This window comes from Streptomyces sp. BK022 (assembly GCF_004217355.1).
Taxonomy (GTDB): domain Bacteria; phylum Actinomycetota; class Actinomycetes; order Streptomycetales; family Streptomycetaceae; genus Streptomyces; species Streptomyces griseoluteus.
Genome location: NZ_SHKU01000007.1, coordinates 130062 through 146558, shown reverse-complemented (window position 1 = coordinate 146558; position 16497 = coordinate 130062). Strand labels below are relative to the sequence as shown.

15 protein-coding genes are annotated in these 16497 nt (G+C 71.5%); 9 read left to right on the top strand and 6 right to left on the bottom strand.

Annotation, left to right across the window (positions count from 1 at the left end; genetic code table 11):
* Nucleotides 1-75: 75 nt before the first annotated feature.
* From EV284_RS27200 to EV284_RS27185, 4 genes are all read left to right on the top strand, one after another.
* Complete coding sequence (locus EV284_RS27200; protein ID WP_130338695.1) at nucleotides 76-1884, top strand: ABC-F family ATP-binding cassette domain-containing protein; 1809 nt, start codon at nucleotides 76-78, stop codon at nucleotides 1882-1884.
* A gap of 165 nt (nucleotides 1885-2049) precedes the next feature.
* Complete coding sequence (locus tag EV284_RS27195; protein WP_130338693.1) at nucleotides 2050-3789, top strand: proline-rich domain-containing protein; 1740 nt, start codon at nucleotides 2050-2052, stop codon at nucleotides 3787-3789.
* A gap of 62 nt (nucleotides 3790-3851) precedes the next feature.
* Nucleotides 3852-5489, top strand: a complete 1638-nt coding sequence (locus EV284_RS27190; RefSeq protein WP_130338691.1) for a PQQ-binding-like beta-propeller repeat protein — start codon at nucleotides 3852-3854, stop codon at nucleotides 5487-5489.
* A gap of 70 nt (nucleotides 5490-5559) precedes the next feature.
* Entirely contained in the window at nucleotides 5560-6252 is a 693-nt protein-coding gene (locus EV284_RS27185) for a LuxR C-terminal-related transcriptional regulator (protein WP_130338689.1), read from the top strand.
* Between the two features lie 36 nt (nucleotides 6253-6288).
* Here the strand turns inward: EV284_RS27185 and EV284_RS27180 are convergent, their stop codons facing one another.
* Together EV284_RS27180 and EV284_RS27175 are read right to left on the bottom strand one after the other, a co-directional pair.
* Nucleotides 6289-6627 carry a hypothetical protein gene (locus EV284_RS27180; RefSeq protein ID WP_130338687.1) on the bottom strand — a complete coding sequence of 113 codons (339 nt, stop codon included), beginning with the start codon at nucleotides 6625-6627 and terminating at the stop codon, nucleotides 6289-6291.
* A gap of 21 nt (nucleotides 6628-6648) precedes the next feature.
* Nucleotides 6649-8361, bottom strand: coding sequence for a sodium:solute symporter family protein (locus EV284_RS27175; protein WP_030814651.1), 1713 nt, complete (start codon nucleotides 8359-8361; stop codon nucleotides 6649-6651).
* Between the two features lie 167 nt (nucleotides 8362-8528).
* Here EV284_RS27175 and galT point away from each other — a divergent pair, with 167 nt between their 5' ends.
* From galT to galK, 3 genes are read left to right on the top strand one after another with little or no spacing between them, the layout of a single operon-like run.
* On the top strand, nucleotides 8529-9614 hold the full coding sequence (galT, locus tag EV284_RS27170; protein WP_130338685.1) for a galactose-1-phosphate uridylyltransferase: 1086 nt from the start codon (nucleotides 8529-8531) through the stop codon (nucleotides 9612-9614).
* Nucleotides 9611-10573 carry a UDP-glucose 4-epimerase GalE gene (galE, locus tag EV284_RS27165; RefSeq protein ID WP_130338683.1) on the top strand — a complete coding sequence of 321 codons (963 nt, stop codon included), beginning with the start codon at nucleotides 9611-9613 and terminating at the stop codon, nucleotides 10571-10573. Before galT ends, galE begins: the two co-directional genes overlap by 4 nt.
* A complete protein-coding gene (galK, locus tag EV284_RS27160) occupies nucleotides 10573-11736 on the top strand; it encodes a galactokinase (protein WP_130338681.1) in 1164 nt (387 codons plus the stop codon). Before galE ends, galK begins: the two co-directional genes overlap by 1 nt.
* A gap of 10 nt (nucleotides 11737-11746) precedes the next feature.
* Here galK and EV284_RS27155 read toward each other — a convergent pair whose 3' ends face one another.
* Nucleotides 11747-12202, bottom strand: coding sequence for an N-acetyltransferase (locus EV284_RS27155; protein WP_130338679.1), 456 nt, complete (start codon nucleotides 12200-12202; stop codon nucleotides 11747-11749).
* A 230-nt stretch (nucleotides 12203-12432) separates the two neighbouring features.
* Here EV284_RS27155 and EV284_RS27150 point away from each other — a divergent pair, with 230 nt between their 5' ends.
* Nucleotides 12433-13200 (top strand): response regulator transcription factor, encoded by a 768-nt coding sequence (locus EV284_RS27150; RefSeq protein ID WP_130338677.1) that lies wholly within the window; start codon nucleotides 12433-12435, stop codon nucleotides 13198-13200.
* Here EV284_RS27150 and tamR read toward each other — a convergent pair.
* Entirely contained in the window at nucleotides 13159-13656 is a 498-nt protein-coding gene (gene tamR / locus EV284_RS27145; RefSeq protein ID WP_130338675.1) for a MarR family transcriptional regulator TamR, read from the bottom strand. The genes EV284_RS27150 and tamR overlap by 42 nt on opposite strands.
* An 89-nt stretch (nucleotides 13657-13745) precedes the next feature.
* Between tamR and EV284_RS27140 the strand changes: the two genes are divergently transcribed.
* A complete protein-coding gene (locus tag EV284_RS27140) occupies nucleotides 13746-14537 on the top strand; it encodes a trans-aconitate 2-methyltransferase (RefSeq protein WP_130338673.1) in 792 nt (263 codons plus the stop codon).
* A gap of 3 nt (nucleotides 14538-14540) precedes the next feature.
* Here EV284_RS27140 and EV284_RS27135 read toward each other — a convergent pair whose 3' ends face one another.
* Both EV284_RS27135 and EV284_RS27130 read right to left on the bottom strand, forming a co-directional pair.
* Nucleotides 14541-15218 carry a TetR/AcrR family transcriptional regulator gene (locus EV284_RS27135; protein ID WP_030814681.1) on the bottom strand — a complete coding sequence of 226 codons (678 nt, stop codon included), beginning with the start codon at nucleotides 15216-15218 and terminating at the stop codon, nucleotides 14541-14543.
* Nucleotides 15215-16213, bottom strand: a complete 999-nt coding sequence (locus EV284_RS27130; RefSeq protein ID WP_130338671.1) for an acyl-CoA desaturase — start codon at nucleotides 16211-16213, stop codon at nucleotides 15215-15217. The genes EV284_RS27135 and EV284_RS27130 overlap by 4 nt, the downstream gene beginning before the upstream one ends.
* Between the last annotated feature and the right edge of the window lie 284 nt (nucleotides 16214-16497).

Sequence of the window (16497 nt, the reverse complement as noted above, 5' to 3'; positions counted from 1 at the left end):
GCACCCGCGCGCCCCGCCCCCCGCCCGGCAGGGCCTACGCTTGAAGGCTGATCCATCCCCCTGCGCAGGAGTGAAATGGCCGTCAATCTGGTCAATGTCGAGAACGTCAGCAAGGTCTACGGCACGCGGGCCCTGCTGGACGGCGTCTCGCTCGGTGTGTCGGAAGGGGACCGGATCGGGGTCGTCGGGCGCAACGGCGACGGGAAGACCACCCTGATCCGGATGCTCGCCAAGGTCGAGGAGGCCGACAGCGGGCGGGTCACGCACTCCGGGGGGCTGCGGAGCGGGGTGCTCACCCAGCACGACTCGCTCGACCCCGAGGCCACCGTCCGGCACGAGGTCATCGGTGACCTGGCCGACCACGAGTGGGCGGGCAACGCCAAGGTCAGGGACGTGCTGACCGGGCTGTTCGGCGGGCTGGACCTGCCGGGCTTCCCCAAGGGTCTGGACACGGTCATCGGACCGCTCTCCGGTGGCGAGCGGCGCCGGATCGCGCTGGCCAAACTGCTGATCGAGGAGCAGGACCTCCTCGTTCTGGACGAGCCCACCAACCACCTCGACGTCGAGGGCATCGCCTGGCTCGCCCGGCACCTGCGCGAGCGCCGCTCGGCCCTCGTCTGCGTCACCCACGACCGCTGGTTCCTGGACCAGGTCTGCACCCGCATGTGGGACGTCCAGCGCGGCACCGTCTACGAGTACGAGGGCGGCTACTCCGACTACGTCTTCGCCCGCGCCGAGCGCGAGCGCATCGCCGCCACCGAGGAGACCAAGCGGCAGAACCTGGTCCGCAAGGAGCTGGCCTGGCTGCGCCGGGGCGCCCCCGCCCGCACCTCCAAGCCCCGCTTCCGCGTCGAGGCCGCCAACGAGCTGATCAAGGACGTACCGCCGCCCCGCGACAGCAGCGAGCTGATGAAGTTCGCCTCCTCCCGGCTCGGCAGGACGGTCTTCGACCTGGAGGACGTCAGCGTCACCGCCGGCCCCAAGGAACTGCTGAAGCACGTCACCTGGCAGCTCGGCCCCGGTGACCGCATCGGCCTGGTCGGTGTCAACGGCGCCGGCAAGACCTCCCTGCTGCGGGCCATGGCCCAGGCCGCACGCACCGGCGGCGAGGAGCAGCCCGCGGGCGGCAAGGTCAGCGTCGGCAGGACCGTCAAGCTCGCCTACCTCTCCCAGGAGGTCGCCGAACTCGACCCGAACTGGCGGGTGCTGGAGGCCGTGCAGCGCGTCCGCGAGCGCGTCGACCTCGGCAAGGGCCGCGAGATGACGGCCGGCCAGCTCTGCGAGACGTTCGGCTTCACCAAGGAGAAGCAGTGGACGCCGGTCGGCGACCTCTCCGGCGGTGAGCGCCGCAGGCTCCAGCTGCTGCGCCTGCTCATGGACGAGCCCAACGTCCTCTTCCTCGACGAGCCCACCAACGACCTGGACATCGAGACCCTGACCCAGCTGGAGGACGTGCTCGACGGCTGGCCCGGCTCGATGGTCGTCATCTCCCACGACCGGTTCTTCGTCGAGCGCACCACCGACAAGGTGTACGCCCTCCTCGGCGACGGCGCCCTGCGCATGCTGCCGCGCGGCATCGACGAGTACCTGGAGCGCCGGCTGCGCATGGAGGAGGCCGTCGCCCAGCGCTCGGCCGCCGCCGCGCCCGCCCCGGCCACCACGGAGAAGAGCGCCGCCGACCAGCGGGTCGCGAAGAAGGAACTCCAGAAGATCGAGCGGCAGTTGGACAAGATCTCCGACAAGGAGTCCAAGCTGCACACCCGGATCGCGGACAACGCCACCGACTTCGCCAAGGTCGCCGAACTCGACGCCGAACTGCGCGAACTCGCCGGCGAGCGCGAGGAACTGGAGCTGCGCTGGCTGGAGCTGGCGGAGGACGCGTAACGCGTACGGCGGAAACCGGCCATACCGGCGGGTCCGTAACGGCCGCATCACGGGGTGGTTCGTCCTTGGGCACAGGGGTCCGCACGGGCCCCTGTGCTGTCGCCGGTCGGTGATAGAAAGGCGGTTCGTAGGCTAAAAATCAGTGAACGAGGGGGAGCAGCGCTGATGAGCCAGCCGCCGCCCGGTCAGCCGCCGCACGGCGGCTTCGGCCCGCCGCAGAATCAGCCACCGCACGGCCAGCCGCCGCAGGGTCAGCCGCAGGGGGGCTTCGGCGCTCCACAACAGCCGCCGCCGCACGGCGGGTTCGGCGCTCCCCAGCAGCCCGGCTACGGCTACCCCCAGCAGCCCCCCGGACCGTACGCCCAGCCCGGCCCCTACGGCCAGGCTCCCGGTCCGTACGGTCAGACCCCCGGCCCCTACGGGCAGGCCCCGCACGGCCCCTACCCGCACCCCGGCGCCCCCGGCAAGCCGCCCGGCGGCAAGAAGCGCGCCGCGCTGACAGCCGGGGCGGTGGCCGTCGCGCTGCTGCTCGTCGGCGGCGCCGTGTACGCCGTCACCAGCGGCGGCGGGGACGACGACAAGCCCGTCGCCCACCCCAGCGGGGGCGCCGAGCACTCCGCCACCGCGTCCCCCTCCGCCGACACCGGCGACGGGAAGGGCGACGGCCGCGCGGACGCCGAGGACCTCAACGCGGGCCGCAAGCCCGGCGAGGCGAAGGTCCTCTGGTACAAGTCCGCCCCCGACGCCCCCGGCAACGGCGCGGACGCGCCCGGCCTCTGGGTCACGGAGAAGACCGCGGTGAAGGCCGCGTACAAGGAGGTCGTCGGCTTCCGCGTCGCCGACGGCACGGCCGCCTGGGCCCCGATCACCCTGCCGCACGAGGTCTGCGCGGTCACCAAGCGCCCCGGCGCCGACGGCAAGATCGTCATCGCGTACATGAACGGCTCCACCGACCGGGCCAACTGCAACCAGCTCCAGCAGATCGACCTGGACACCGGCAAGAAGGGCTGGCACGCCGAAGTCGCCGACGGCACCGGTCTGTTCGACAGCACCCGCAGCATCGAGCTGACGCTGGCCGGCCAGACCCTGATGGTCGGCCGCGACATGTCGGGCACCGCCTACGACGCGGCCACCGGCAAGAAGCGGTACGACCTCAAGAAGTACGGCACGGACTGCTACCCGGCCGGATACGCCGGTGACACCGGGCACCTGGTCCAGGTGGCCTCCTGCGGGGCGGGCGGTGCCAAGGAGCGCGACGAGATCCGCGAGCTCGACCCGGCCACCGGCAAGGCGAAGTGGACCCGCGTCGTCACCAAGGGCTGGCGGGCCGAGCGCGTCTTCTCCCTGAACCCGCTGGTCGTCTACCTGACCAACCGCGACAAGAAGGCGTGGAACATCTCCACCCTCGACAACCGCGGCCGCTTCACCTCCGAGGTCAAGGTCGACAAGAAGTTCGCCCCCGGCTGCGGCTTCCTCTCCCTGGACCGGGGCCTGCAGAAGTGCCAGGCGGTCGCGGTGGACGCCAAGACGCTCTACCTGCCCACCGAGTCCACCACCGGCGCCAACGAGATCTTCGCCATCAGCCTGGCCGACGGCAAGGAGAAGTGGCGGGTGAAGTCCCCCCTCGACCGCCCGATGGTCCCGGTCGGACTCCAGGGCGGCAACCTCATCGCCTACGCCGACGCGTCCTACTCCCAGGGCGGCCGGGTGCTCTCCATCCCGACCGGCTCCGGCGCGCACCGGCCCACCACGCTGCTCCGGAACCCGGACGGCGCCGCGCAGATCGAGAACGGCTTCTTCGACGCCACCACGGTCTGGTCCGGCGGCCGCTTCTTCATCGCCACCAACCGGCTGAGCGGCCAGGACGACTCCGAGGAGAAGCTGATGATGGCCTACGGCAAGTAGCCCCCACGCCGTCCTCCCCGCCGAGCCCGCCGTCCCCACCAGCCGCTTCGAGGTACCCCACGATGAGCGACCAGCCGCCCTCCGGCCCGCCCCAGGAACAGCCGCCCACCCCGCCCGTCCCGCCGGCCGGCCCGCAGCCGACGTACGGCTACCCGCAGGCACCCCCGCCGCAGCCGCAGCCCGGCTACGGCTACCCGGCCGCACCGCAGCAGCCGGGCTACGGATACCCCGCCCAGCCGGCCACGGTCGTGGCGGGTGACGACGTCCGGGCCAGGGAGAACCGGGCCATCGCGCTGATCGTCCTCGCGGCCGTCGTCGCCATCGGCCTGATCATCGGCTCCGGCGTCTGGTACTCCCGTTCCTCCGACGGCGGCGGGGGGAGCACGAGCGCCGGGGGCGGCAAGAACGGCACCGGCACCGCCGTGGGCGGCAAGGAGAAGGTGCCGGACAACCCGGCGGCCGACGTCCTGTTCAAGGTCCCGCAGCCCAAGACCGAGGAGAACGTCGTCACCACGCCGGGCTCCTGGCTGAGCACCGGTGTCTACGCCAAGAGCGGCATCGCCGAGATCACCGGTTACGACCCGGCCGACGGCCACAAGAAGTGGACGCTCAAGCTGCCCGGCCCGGTCTGCGCGGCCACCGGGCACGTCACCGCCGACGGCCGTACCGGCATCGTCTACCAGCCCTCGATGCCGACCAGGACCAGCCGCCCCGGCTGCACCCAGGTCGCGGGCGTCGACGTCCGGGCCGGCACCAAGCTGTGGACCAGGTCGATCGGCACGGGTGAGTTCGCCAGCACGTTCCAGAACGTCACCGTCGCCGGGAAGACCGTCGCGGTCGGCGGTCTCGACGGCGGCGCGGCCTACGACATCGGCACCGGCAAGGTGCTCTGGCAGCCCAAGCCCGGTGACGACTGCGACGACGTCGGCTACGGCGGCGGCACCAAGCTGGTCGCGGTCCGCAAGTGCGGCCAGTACGGCAACCGCACTCTCAGCATCCAGAACGTCGACCCCACCTCGGGCAAGGTGATCTCCGAGTACAAGATGGGCGCCGGCATCGAGTACGCGGGCATCGTCTCCACCGACCCGCTGGTGGTCGGCGCGGACGCGGGGCACAGCGCGAGCGGCGGCAGCGGGGTCTCGGACTACTTCTCCATCGACAGCCGCACCGGCAGGCTGCTGGCCCGCATCCCGGTCTCGGGCGACACCTACGACGGCGAGTGCGAGACCATCACCCTCGTCGAGGAGTGCAAGGGTGTCGTGGCGGGCCAGGGCAAGCTGTACCTGGCGACCAAGGAGCACAGCAGCGGCGGCGGGAGCAAGCTCGTCCACACCAACGAGGTCGTCGCCTTCGACCTCGCCACCGGCAAGCAGACCGGCCAGCGGTCCGAAGCCGGCGAGGGCTACACGCTGTTCCCGCTGCGCATGGACGGCGGCAACCTGATCGCGTACAAGGAGCCGCCGTACGACAAGGGCGGCCAGGTCGTCAGCGTCGACGGCGCGAGCTTCAAGTCCACGACGCTGATGGAGCTGCCCCCCGACCAGGCCGACCGGTCCCTGCAGAACGGGCTTCAGCCCACCTTCTCGGAGTACCGGTACAGCCAGGGCAGGCTGTTCATGGCGGCGCCGAACGCGGCCAAGCCGCTCGGGAACTTCGACAAGGACAAGAACTGCGTCGTGGCCTTCGGCACCCGCGACTGACCGAAGCCCGCACGGCAGGCGCCCCGAGCGTGTAACTTCCGGGACATCGGAGGGACTGGGGGGTTGCTCTATGGGAGTGCGGCTCATGGTCGTCGACGACCACCGCCTGCTGGCGGAGGCGTTGGCGTCGGCGCTGAAGCTGCGCGGGCACCGGGTGCTCGCCGCGGCGGCGCCGGCCGCGGGCGCGGCCGAGCTGGTGATATCGCGCGCCCCCGAGGTGTGCCTGCTGGGCACCGCGGCACCCGCCGAGCCGGGCGCGTTCGACCCGGTGGCCCGCATCAGGCGGGAGCGCCCGCAGGTGGCCGTCCTGGTCCTCGGCCCGGTCCCGTCCCCGCGCGGCATCGCGGCCGCCTTCGCGGCCGGCGCCGCCGGGTACGTACGGCACGACGAGCGCATCGAGGGGGTCGAGCGGGCCATCCTGAAGGCCCGCGCCGGGGAGGCCGCCGTCGCCCCCCAGCTCCTCCAGGGCGCCTTCGCCGAGCTGCTGAACCCGGCCGTGCAGCCCGACGACGAGGGCCAGCGGCTGCTCAGGCTGCTCACCCCGCGGGAGGTGGAGGTGCTGGTCCGGGTCGCCGACGGCGAGGACACCCGGCTGATCGCGGCCGGCATGGGGATAGCGCCCAGCACCGCCCGTACCCATGTGCAGCGGGTGCTGATGAAGCTGGGCGTCGGCTCCCGGCTGGAGGCGGCCGCCCTCGCGGCCCGCACCGGCCTGCTGGACCGCGCCGGCGGTGCCCCGCACACGACGGAGCCGGAGCTGTAGTCCACAGCTCCGGCTCCGGCCCGGTCACGCGCGTGGTCAGTGCACGGGCTCCTCGTCACCCGCGTCCTCGGCGGGCACCGGCGGCGGGGTCGGCCGCAGCTTCAGCCAGGCCAGGAAGAACACGCCGAGGATCAGCATGCCGATGCCGGTCCACAGGTTGATGTTGACGCCCTCGGCCTTGTCGATCGCGGCCTGGGAGTCGGTGAGGCCGGTGATCGTGACGATGACGCCGTACAGCACGAACAGGCCGCCGATGATGCGCCGCAGGTCGAAGATGCGGGCCGCGGTGGCGGACTTGCCCTCCAGCTCGGTGACCTCGCGCTGGACGTCCTGCTCGGTCGCGCCGTGCTCGGGGCGGGGGGATTCGTCGGTCATGGTTTCCTCATCCTCCCGCGATCAGAACGAGAACGGGATGTAGCAGGCGGCGGCCAGGACGACCGCGCCCCAGCCGAGCAGGGCGGGCTTGCGGTACCAGGCGTCGTCGCCCTCGGCGGGTGCCTCGGTCATGCCCGGCGAGGTGGTGCCGTAGACCAGGCCCTGGAGTTCCTCGGCCGGCTTGGGCTTGGTGAACAGCGACACCGCGACCATCACGACCGCGCCGGCGACGAAGCCCGCGATGGCGGAGACGAAGTTGGCGCCCTGGTCGGAGGGGATCGAGATGATGCCCTCCTTGTAGAACACGAAGTAGTTCACCATCGCGGTCGCGGTGCCGGCGAGCAGGCCCCAGAAGCCGGACTTGGCCGAGGCGCGCTTCCAGAACATGCCGACGATGAAGACCACGAACATCGGGACGTTGAAGAAGGAGAACAGCGTCTGGAGGTAGCTCATGATGTTCGAGAACGACGACGCCAGGAAGGCCGTGCCGACCGACGCGGCGACACCGATGACGGTGATCCAGCGGCCGAAGCGGACGTAGTAGGCGTCCTCCTGGTCCGGCTTCACGTAGCGGGCCCAGATGTCGGTGGTGAACACCGTGTTGAAGGACGACACGTTGGCCGCCATGCCCGCCATGAACGCGGCGAGCAGACCGGTGACCGCGATGCCGAGCACGCCGTTGGGCAGCAGCTCCTGCATCAGGTAGGGGATCGCGTCGTTGTACTGGAGCCCGGAGCCGGGCTGGCCGATCTTCGGGACCAGGGCGGCGGCGACCAGGCCGGGGATCATGACCAGGAAGACGATGAAGATCTTCGGGTAGGCCGCGATCAGCGGGGTGCGCTTGGAGGCGGAGAGGTTCTTCGCGGACAGCGCGCGCTGCACCTCGGCGAAGTTGGTCGTCCAGTAGCCGAAGGACAGCACGAAGCCGAGACCGAGCACGATGGTCAGCCAGTTGGCACCCAGCGGGTTGGCGCTGCCGATGCCGGTGCCGCCCCAGGCGGTGGTGAAGTTGTGACCGTGGGCCGCGTCCAGCTTGTGGGTCAGGCCGTCCCAGCCGCCGGCCTTCTTCAGGCCGAGGATGGTGATCGGGATGAGGGCGGCCAGGATCACGAAGAACTGGAGCACCTCGTTGTAGATCGCCGAGGAGAGGCCGCCCAGCGTGATGTAGCCGAGCACGAAGGCGCCCGCCACCACGATGGCCACCCACTGCGGCCAGCCGAGCAGGGCCTCCACCACGATCGCCAGCGCGTACAGGTTCACGCCCGCGATCAGGATGGCGGCGAAGGCGAACAGGATCGAACTGAGCAGGTGGGCGGCCTTGTCGAAGCGCAGCAGCAGGAACTCGGGGACCGAGCGCACCTTGCTGCCGTAGTAGAAGGGCATCATCACGAGGCCCAGGAAGACCATGGCCGGGATGGCGCCGATCCAGTACCAGTGCACGGTGTACGCGCCGTACTGGGCGCTGTTGGCCGCCATGCCCAGGATCTCGGTGGCCGCCAGGTTCGCCGAGATGAAGGCGAGGCCGGTGATCCAGGCGGGCAGCGAGCGTCCGGAGAGGAAGAAGTCCAGGCTGGTCTTCACCGAGCGGCGGGCCGCGAAGCCGATGCCGAGAACCACGACGAAGTAGATGGCCAGGATCGTGTAGTCGAGCCAGTTGGTGGGGAGCCGTAGCTCCGCCGCCAGATAGCTGGGGCCCGCCGCCAGGGGCGCGGGTCCGGTCGGGGGGGTCTGCATGAGAACTCGCTTCGTTGCGCGAACTGATCCAGAGCGGAACCTACGCCGCGGCGTTCATTATTTGAACAGTTCTGTTGGGGATCTTTGTTCGATTGTGATCGTGCACTGCGTTGTCGGGTTGTGGTTTGTTATGTTTGATTGTGTTGAGTGAGAGCGAGGAGTCCGGCGTGAAGAAGACCTCGACCCGGCTGGCCGACGGGCGTGAGCTGGTCTACTACGACCTGCGGAACGACACCGTCCGCGACGCGGTGGACCGGCGGCCGCTGGAGCCCACGGTCACCGCCTCCGAGATCCGCCGGGACCCGCTGCTCGGCGACTCCGTGGCCGTCGCCTCCCACCGCCAGGGCCGCACCTACCATCCCCCGGCCGACGAGTGCCCGCTTTGCCCCAGCCGGGACGGGCGGCTCAGCGAGATCCCGGACACCGGCTACGACGTGGTCGTCTTCGAGAACCGCTTCCCCTCCCTCGCCGGGGACTCCGGCCGCTGCGAGGTCGTCTGCTTCACCTCCGACCACGACGCGTCCTTCGCCTCCCTCACCGACGAGCAGGCGCGGCTGGTGCTGGAGGCGTGGACCGACCGCACCGCCGAGCTGTCGCATCTGCCCTCCGTCAAGCAGGTCTTCTGTTTCGAGAACCGGGGCGCCGAGATCGGGGTGACACTGGGTCACCCCCACGGCCAGATCTACGCCTACCCGTTCATCACCCCGCGCACCGCGCTGATGCTCCGCTCGCTCGCCGACCACACGGCGGAAACCGGCGGGGAGAACCTCTTCGACGCCGTCCTGGAACGCGAACTCGCCGGTGACCGGGTCGTCCTGGAGAGTGAACACTGGGCGGCCTTCGTCCCGTACGCCGCGCACTGGCCCTACGAGGTCCACCTCTACCCCAAGCGCCGGGTGCCCGACCTGCTCGCCCTGGACGAGGCCGCGCGCGCCGAGTTCCCCCAGGTCTACCTGGAACTCCTGCGGCGCTTCGACCGGCTCTTCGGGCGGCCGGAGGGTGCGGAGGGCGACGAGGCCGAGGCGCCGACGCCGTACATCGCGGCCTGGCACCAGGCGCCGTTCGGCGGCCTCCCCGGCTTCGACGGGGTGACGCGGGACGACTTCGCGCTCCATCTGGAGCTTTTCACCATCCGCCGCACTTCCGGCAAGCTGAAGTTCCTCGCGGGTTCCGAGTCCGGTATGAGCGTCTTCATCAACGACGTGCCGCCGGAGCGCGCGGCCGAGCGACTGCGAGAGGTAGCGACTTCATGAAGTACCTGGTGACGGGTGGCGCGGGTTACGTGGGCAGCGTGGTCGCCCAGCATCTGCTGGAGGCGGGGCACGAGGTCACCGTCCTCGACAACCTCTCCACCGGCTTCCGCGCGGGCGTGCCCGCCGGTGCGGCCTTCGTCGAGGGCGACATCCGCGACGCGGCCAAGTGGCTCGACCCGTCCTACGAGGCGGTGCTGCACTTCGCCGCCTTCTCCCAGGTCGGCGAGTCGGTGGTGAAGCCGGAGAAGTACTGGGAGAACAACGTCGGCGGCACCATGGCCCTGCTCGCCGCCATGCGCGAGGCGGGCGTGAACCGGCTGGTCTTCTCCTCCACCGCCGCCACCTACGGCGAGCCCGAGGAGGTCCCGATCCCGGAGTCCGCCCCGACCCGCCCCACCAACCCCTACGGCGCCTCCAAGCTGGCCGTCGACCACATGATCACCGGTGAGGCGCACGCCCACGGCCTGGCCGCCGTCTCCCTGCGCTACTTCAACGTGGCCGGCGCCTACGGCCCGTACGGCGAGCGCCACGACCCCGAGTCCCACCTCATCCCGCTCGTCCTCCAGGTCGCCCAGGGCCGCCGCGAGGCCATCTCGGTCTACGGCGACGACTATCCGACCCCCGACGGCACCTGCGTGCGCGACTACATCCACGTCGCCGACCTCGCCGACGCCCATCTGCTCGCCCTCGGCGCCGCGCGCTCCGGCGAGCACCTGATCTGCAACCTCGGCAACGGCAACGGCTTCTCCGTCCGCGAGGTCGTCGAGACCGCCCGCGAGGTCACCGGCCACCCCATCCCCGAGGTCACCGCCCCGCGCCGGGCCGGCGACCCGGCGGTCCTGGTGGCGTCGGCCGAGACCGCGCGCGCCACACTGGGGTGGAACCCGTCCCGCGCGGACCTCGCCGGGATCATCGCGGACGCCTGGGAGTTCGCGCGCGACACGCAGAAGGAGCACTAGTGGGGGCACAGCAGGTCCGGGACCGCTTCACCGAGCTGTACGGGGCGGCACCGGAAGGGGTGTGGGCGGCGCCGGGCCGGGTCAACCTGATCGGCGAACACACCGACTACAACGACGGCTTCGTCATGCCGTTCGCGCTGCCGCACCAGGTCACCGCGGCCGTCTCCCGCCGCACCGACGGAGTGCTGCGGCTGCACTCCGCCGACATCGGGTGCGGGGTCGTCGAACTCGCCCTGGACGGCCTGGCGCCGGGCACCGACGACGCCTGGACCGCCTACCCGGCGGGCGTGGTGTGGGCGCTGCGGGAGGCAGGGCACCCGGTCACCGGTGCCGACGTCCACCTCGCGTCCACCGTGCCGACCGGTGCCGGGCTGTCGTCCTCGGCCGCGCTGGAGGTCGTCATCGCGCTCGCGCTGGACGACCTGTTCGGCCTGGAGCTGCCCCGCTGGAAGCTGGCCCGCCTGTGCCAGCGCGCGGAGAACGTCTACGTCGGCGCGCCCACCGGCATCATGGACCAGACCGCGTCGGCCTGCTGCGAGGAGGGCCACGCGCTCTTCCTCGACACCCGTGACCTGTCCCAGCGGCAGATCCCGTTCGACCTGGCCGCCGAGGGCCTGCGCCTGCTGGTGGTCGACACCCAGGTCAAGCACGCCCACAGCGGCGGCGAGTACGGCAAGCGCCGGGCCGGCTGCGAGAAGGGCGCGGCCCTGCTCGGCGTCGACGCCCTGCGCGACGTGCCCTACGACGGGCTGGAGGCGGCGCTGGAGCGGCTCGGCTCCGGACAGGACGCGGCTCAGGTGCGCCGGCTGGTGCGGCACATCGTCACCGAGAACCGGCGTGTCGAGCAGGTGGTGGAGCTGCTGACCTCGGGTGACGTCCGGGCCATCGGGCCGGTCCTCACCGAGGGCCACGCCTCGCTGCGCGACGACTTCCGCATCTCCTGCCCGGAGCTGGACCTCGCGGTCGACACCGCGCTGGCCGCCGGCGCGCTCGGCGCCCGGATGACCGGCGGCGGCTTCGGCGGCTCCGCGATCGCGCTGGCCGAGGCGTCCGCTGTGGACACCGTCACCAAGGCGGTGGAGGAGGCGTTCGCGGCGGCCGGACACACCGCCCCGCGCGTCTTCGAGGCGGTGCCCTCGCCGGGCGCCCGCCGCCTGGGCTGAGCCGGCGGCTTCAGCCGAGCCGCTTGGTCAGCGTGTACTCCGTGATCCCCGGCGGGTAGTCGGGGATCACGGACACCACGTCGTAGCCGCGGTCCTTGTAGAACGCCGGGGCCTGGAAGTCCCAGGTCTCCACGCGGACGCGCGCGCAGCCCCGGCCGGTGCGCGCGACGCGCTCGGCCTCGTCCAGCAGCCGGGTACCGAGGCCCGCGCCCCGGTGGCGGGCGTCCACCCACAGATACGTGACGTGCAGCCAGCCCGCCCAGGTGTGCCCGACCAGCCCCCCGGCGAGTCCGCCCGCCTCGTCGAGCACCCACACGTGCAGCGGGGTGTGCCGTTCGCCCGGCGAGCCCCGCAGCGCGGCCAGCACCGGGGAGGCCGCCGTGTTGGTGTCCCGCAACCGGGCGCGCAGCAGATCCCGTCGGTCCTTGTCCACTTCCGTCTCGATCCGAAACATGCGGCACACCATAAACGCGACGGCCGGTCAGTTCCGTCAATCGGCTCCCCCCGGCCAGGGGCCGCCCGTACGCTGAGGGCCCTCAAGAGCGGCTCCCGTGGGGGCGGGTGGCCGATCAGGGAGTGGGACGGGCGGGTACGGGGACCGCGCCAGGGGTAGCTGTTCCCGCGACGGCGGCCGCCGCGCCGTTGCCGGGCCGTGGGTGACCCCTGCTCCAAGTGGAGCCTGGGGAAGGGGGTTTCGTGGTTCGCATCCGAGTGCTGGTCGTGGACGACCATCGCATCTTCGCCGAGTCACTGGCGGCGGCGCTGGCCGCCGAGCCCGACGTGGACGTGTCCGCCGCGGGCAGCGGCCCGGCCGCGCTGCGCTGCCTGGAGCGCGCCGCCACCGAGGGCCGCCGCTACGACGTGCTGCTGGTCGACGCCGACCTCGGGCGGCCCCTGCCCGGCGGGCGGGCGGCCGTGCCGGTGCAGGCGGGCGACGCGGACGGACTGGTGGACGGGATCTCGCTGGTGGCCGGGGTGCGCTCGGCGCAGGCCGGGGTGCGCACGGTGGTGCTCGCCGAGAAGGACGACCCGCACCGGGCCGCGCTCGCGCTCCAGGCGGGCGCCTCCGGCTGGGTCGCCAAGGACTGCTCGCTGTCCCGGCTGCTCACGGTGATACGGGGCGTGCTGCGGGACGAGACGCATCTGCCGGCCGCGCTGCTCACCGGCGTGCTCAAGGAGCTGACGGCGGCGCGCAAGCACCGCAGCGAGAGCGAGCGGCTGGTGCAGTCGCTGACCCCGCGCGAGCGGGAGGTGCTGCGCTGCATGGTCGCCGGGCTCGGCCGCAAGGCGGTCGCGGAGCGGCTGTTCCTCTCCCCGCACACCGTCCGCACCCATATGCAGAACGTGCTGGGCAAGCTCGGCGTGCACTCCACGCTGGCCGCCGTGGCGCTGGCCCGGCGGGCCGGGGTGGGGCCGGTCGACCTAACCGGGGACGTTGTCGAACGGGGCGGTCAACTGGCGTAGCAGTCCGGCGAGTTCGCCGCGCTGGGTACGGGACAGCTCGCCGAGGATGGCCCGCTCCTGGGCCAGCAGGCCCGCGAGCGCCTCGTCGGCGCGGTCGCGGCCGGTGTCGGTCAGCCGCACCAGCACCCCGCGCCGGTCGCTGGGGTCGGGCAGCCGCTCCACGAGGCCCTTCTTGGCCAGCCGGTCGATGCGGTTGGTCATCGTGCCCGAGGTGACCAGCGTCTGGGTGAGCAACTGCCCGGGGGAGAGCTGGTACGGGGTGCCGGCGCGGCGCAGCGCGGTCAGCACGTCGAACTCCCAGGGCTCCAGCTGGTGCTCGGAGAAGGCGAGCCGCCGGGCGCGGTCCAGGTGCCGGGCCAGCCTGCTCACCCGGCTCAGCACTTCCAGTGGTTCCACGTCGAGGTCAGGGCGCTCCCGGCGCCACGCTGCGACCAGCCGATCGACCTCGTCCTCCATGGAGATCAGTGTAGTGGTTGTGTCGACGTGAAGTCTCTTGAAGGTGAGTATCTTGACATCAAGAGAAACTCTTCGGGAAGGTGGCTGTCATGACGACGCCCTCCTGGGACCCCGCCCAGTACCTCCGTCACTCCGGCCACCGGCTGCGCCCGTTCGTGGACCTGCTGGCCCGCGTCCCCGACCTGCCGGCCGAGCGGCCCCGGATCGCCGACCTCGGCTGCGGCCCCGGCAACGCCACCGCGCTGCTCGCCACACGCTGGCCCGGCGCCCGGGTCACCGGGTACGACAACTCGCCCGAGATGCTTCAGCGCGCCCGCGCCGAGCAGCCCGCGCTGGAGTTCGCCCCCGCCGACGCCCGCACCTGGACGCCCGAGGACCCGCACGACCTGCTGTTCTCCAACGCCACCCTCCAGTGGGTGCCGGGCCATCTGGACCGGTTCGCGGACTGGATCGGCGCGCTGAAGCCCGGCGGGGTCCTCGCCTTCCAGGTGCCGGACAACACCGACGCCCCGCTGCACACCCTGATGCGCGAACTGGCCGCCACACCCCGCTGGGCCCCCCGCCTGGCCGGCGTCCTGCGCGCCCCCGACTCCGTCCACGCCCCCGGCGTCTACCTGGACCACCTCGCCCGCCTGGGCTGCGCCGCCGACGTCTGGCAGACCACGTACCAGCACGTCCTCCCCGGTGCCGACCCGGTCCTGGACTGGGTCAAGGGCACCGGCCTGCGCCCCGCCCTGACCGCGCTGGCCGGTGACCCGGAAGCGCGGGACGCCTTCGTCGGCGAGTACCGCGAGCTGCTCCGGAAGGCCTACCCGACGGCCCCCCACGGGACGGTCCTGCCCTTCCGGCGCCTGTTCGCGGTGGCGGTGAAGCCCGCCTAGCGGCTAGCTCTTGCGGTGCCCTATGAGGCGGGGCTTCTGCTCCAGGCCGTCCAGGCCGTGCCAGGCGAGGTTGACGAGGTGGGCGGCCACCTCGGCCTTCTTGGGGCGGCGGACGTCCAGCCACCACTGGCCGGTGAGGGCGACCATGCCGACCAGGGCCTGGGCGTAGAGCGGGGCGAGCTTGGAGTCGAAGCCGCGGCTCTTGAACTCGCGGCCCAGGATGTCCTCCACCTGGGTGGCGATGTCGGAGATCAGCGAGGCGAAGGAGCCGGTGGACTGCGGGATGGGGGAGTCACGGACGAGGATGCGGAAACCGTCCGTGTACTCCTCGATGTAGTCCAGCAGCGCGAACGCGGCCTGCTCGCACAGCTCACGGGGGTGGCCGGCGGTCAGCGAGCCGGTGACCATGTCGAGCAGGCACCGCATCTCCCGGTCCACCACGACCGCGTACAGCCCTTCCTTACCGCCGAAGTGCTCGTACACCACCGGCTTGGAGACCCCGGCCTTGGCCGCGATCTCCTCCACCGACGTGCCCTCGAAGCCCTTCGCCGCGAAGAGGGTCCGGCCGATCTCCAGCAACTGCTGGCGGCGCTCCGCACCGGTCATCCGGGTCCGGCGGGTCCGCCGTGTCTTGTCGTTGCTGGAAGTGCTGCTGGAGTCGGTGGCCACGCCGTCCATCATGCCGCCTTCGCGGCAGCCTTCCCGCGCCGGGAGGAACCGCCGTCGTCCGCACGGCGCGCGTCGATGCGCGAGCGCGACGGCCAGCGCACGTCATAGGCCCAGCCGAGCTTCTCGAACCAGCGGATGAACCGGGCCGAGGAGTCGATCTGCCCGCGCTCCACCCCGTGCCGCGCGGAGGTCGGGTCGGCGTGGTGCAGGTTGTGCCAGGACTCGCCGCAGGACAGCACGGCCAGCCACCACACGTTGCCCGAGCGGTCGCGGGACTTGAACGGGCGCTTGCCCACCGCGTGGCAGATCGAGTTGATCGACCACGTCACGTGGTGCAGCAGGGCCACCCGGACGAGTGAGCCCCAGAAGAACCCGGTGAAGGCGCCCCACCAGGACATCGTGGCGAGCCCGCCGATCAGCGGAGGCAGCAGCAGCGAGACGGCCGTCCACAGCGCGAACTGCCGGGAGATCGCCCGCATGGCCGGGTCCTTGACCAGGTCCGGCGCGTACTTCTCCTGCGGGGTCTGCTCCTCGTCGAACATCCAGGCGATGTGGGCCCACCACAGGCCCTTCATCAGCGCGGGGAGCGTATCCCCGAACCGCCACGGCGAGTGGGGGTCGCCCTCGGCGTCGGAGAACTTGTGGTGCCTGCGGTGGTCGGCCACCCAGCGCACCAGCGGCCCCTCCACCGCCATGGACCCCATGATCGCCAGCGCGATCCTGAGCGGCCGCTTCGCCTTGAAGGAGCCGTGGGTGAAGTAGCGGTGGAAGCCGATCGTGATGCCGTGGCACCCCAGGAAGTAGAAGAACACCAGCAGGCCCAGGTCGAGCCAGCTCACCCCCCAGCCCCACACCAGCGGCACGGCCGCCAGCAGGGCCAGGAACGGTACGACGATGAACACCAGGAGCGCGATCTGTTCGATCGAGCGCTTCTGTTCGCCGCCCAGCGTGGCGGTGGTGCCGTCGGTGCGGACTTCGTCGATCACATCGGAACTACTTGAGGTCATGCGCGTCCCCTGTGGGGTCGAGGGCGGGGGTCGAGGGGGTAGCCGGACAGGTATGGAACGGACGGTACGTCCCTACGGTTCCGTAACCTACGGCGTCGTAAGTATGTCAGCGGTTCGGCCGGCGGCAAGAGCCCGAGATCCTGCGCGTCCACCGGGACACCTATCCTTGGAGACGGTCGGACAGCGCGGTCCGCTCTGTTTACTTCCCGGACGTTCCGGCCGGTATGCGGCGTTTTGCCGCGTGATGGATGGGTGTCCGGGTTCCCGCCGGATGAGCTTCAACA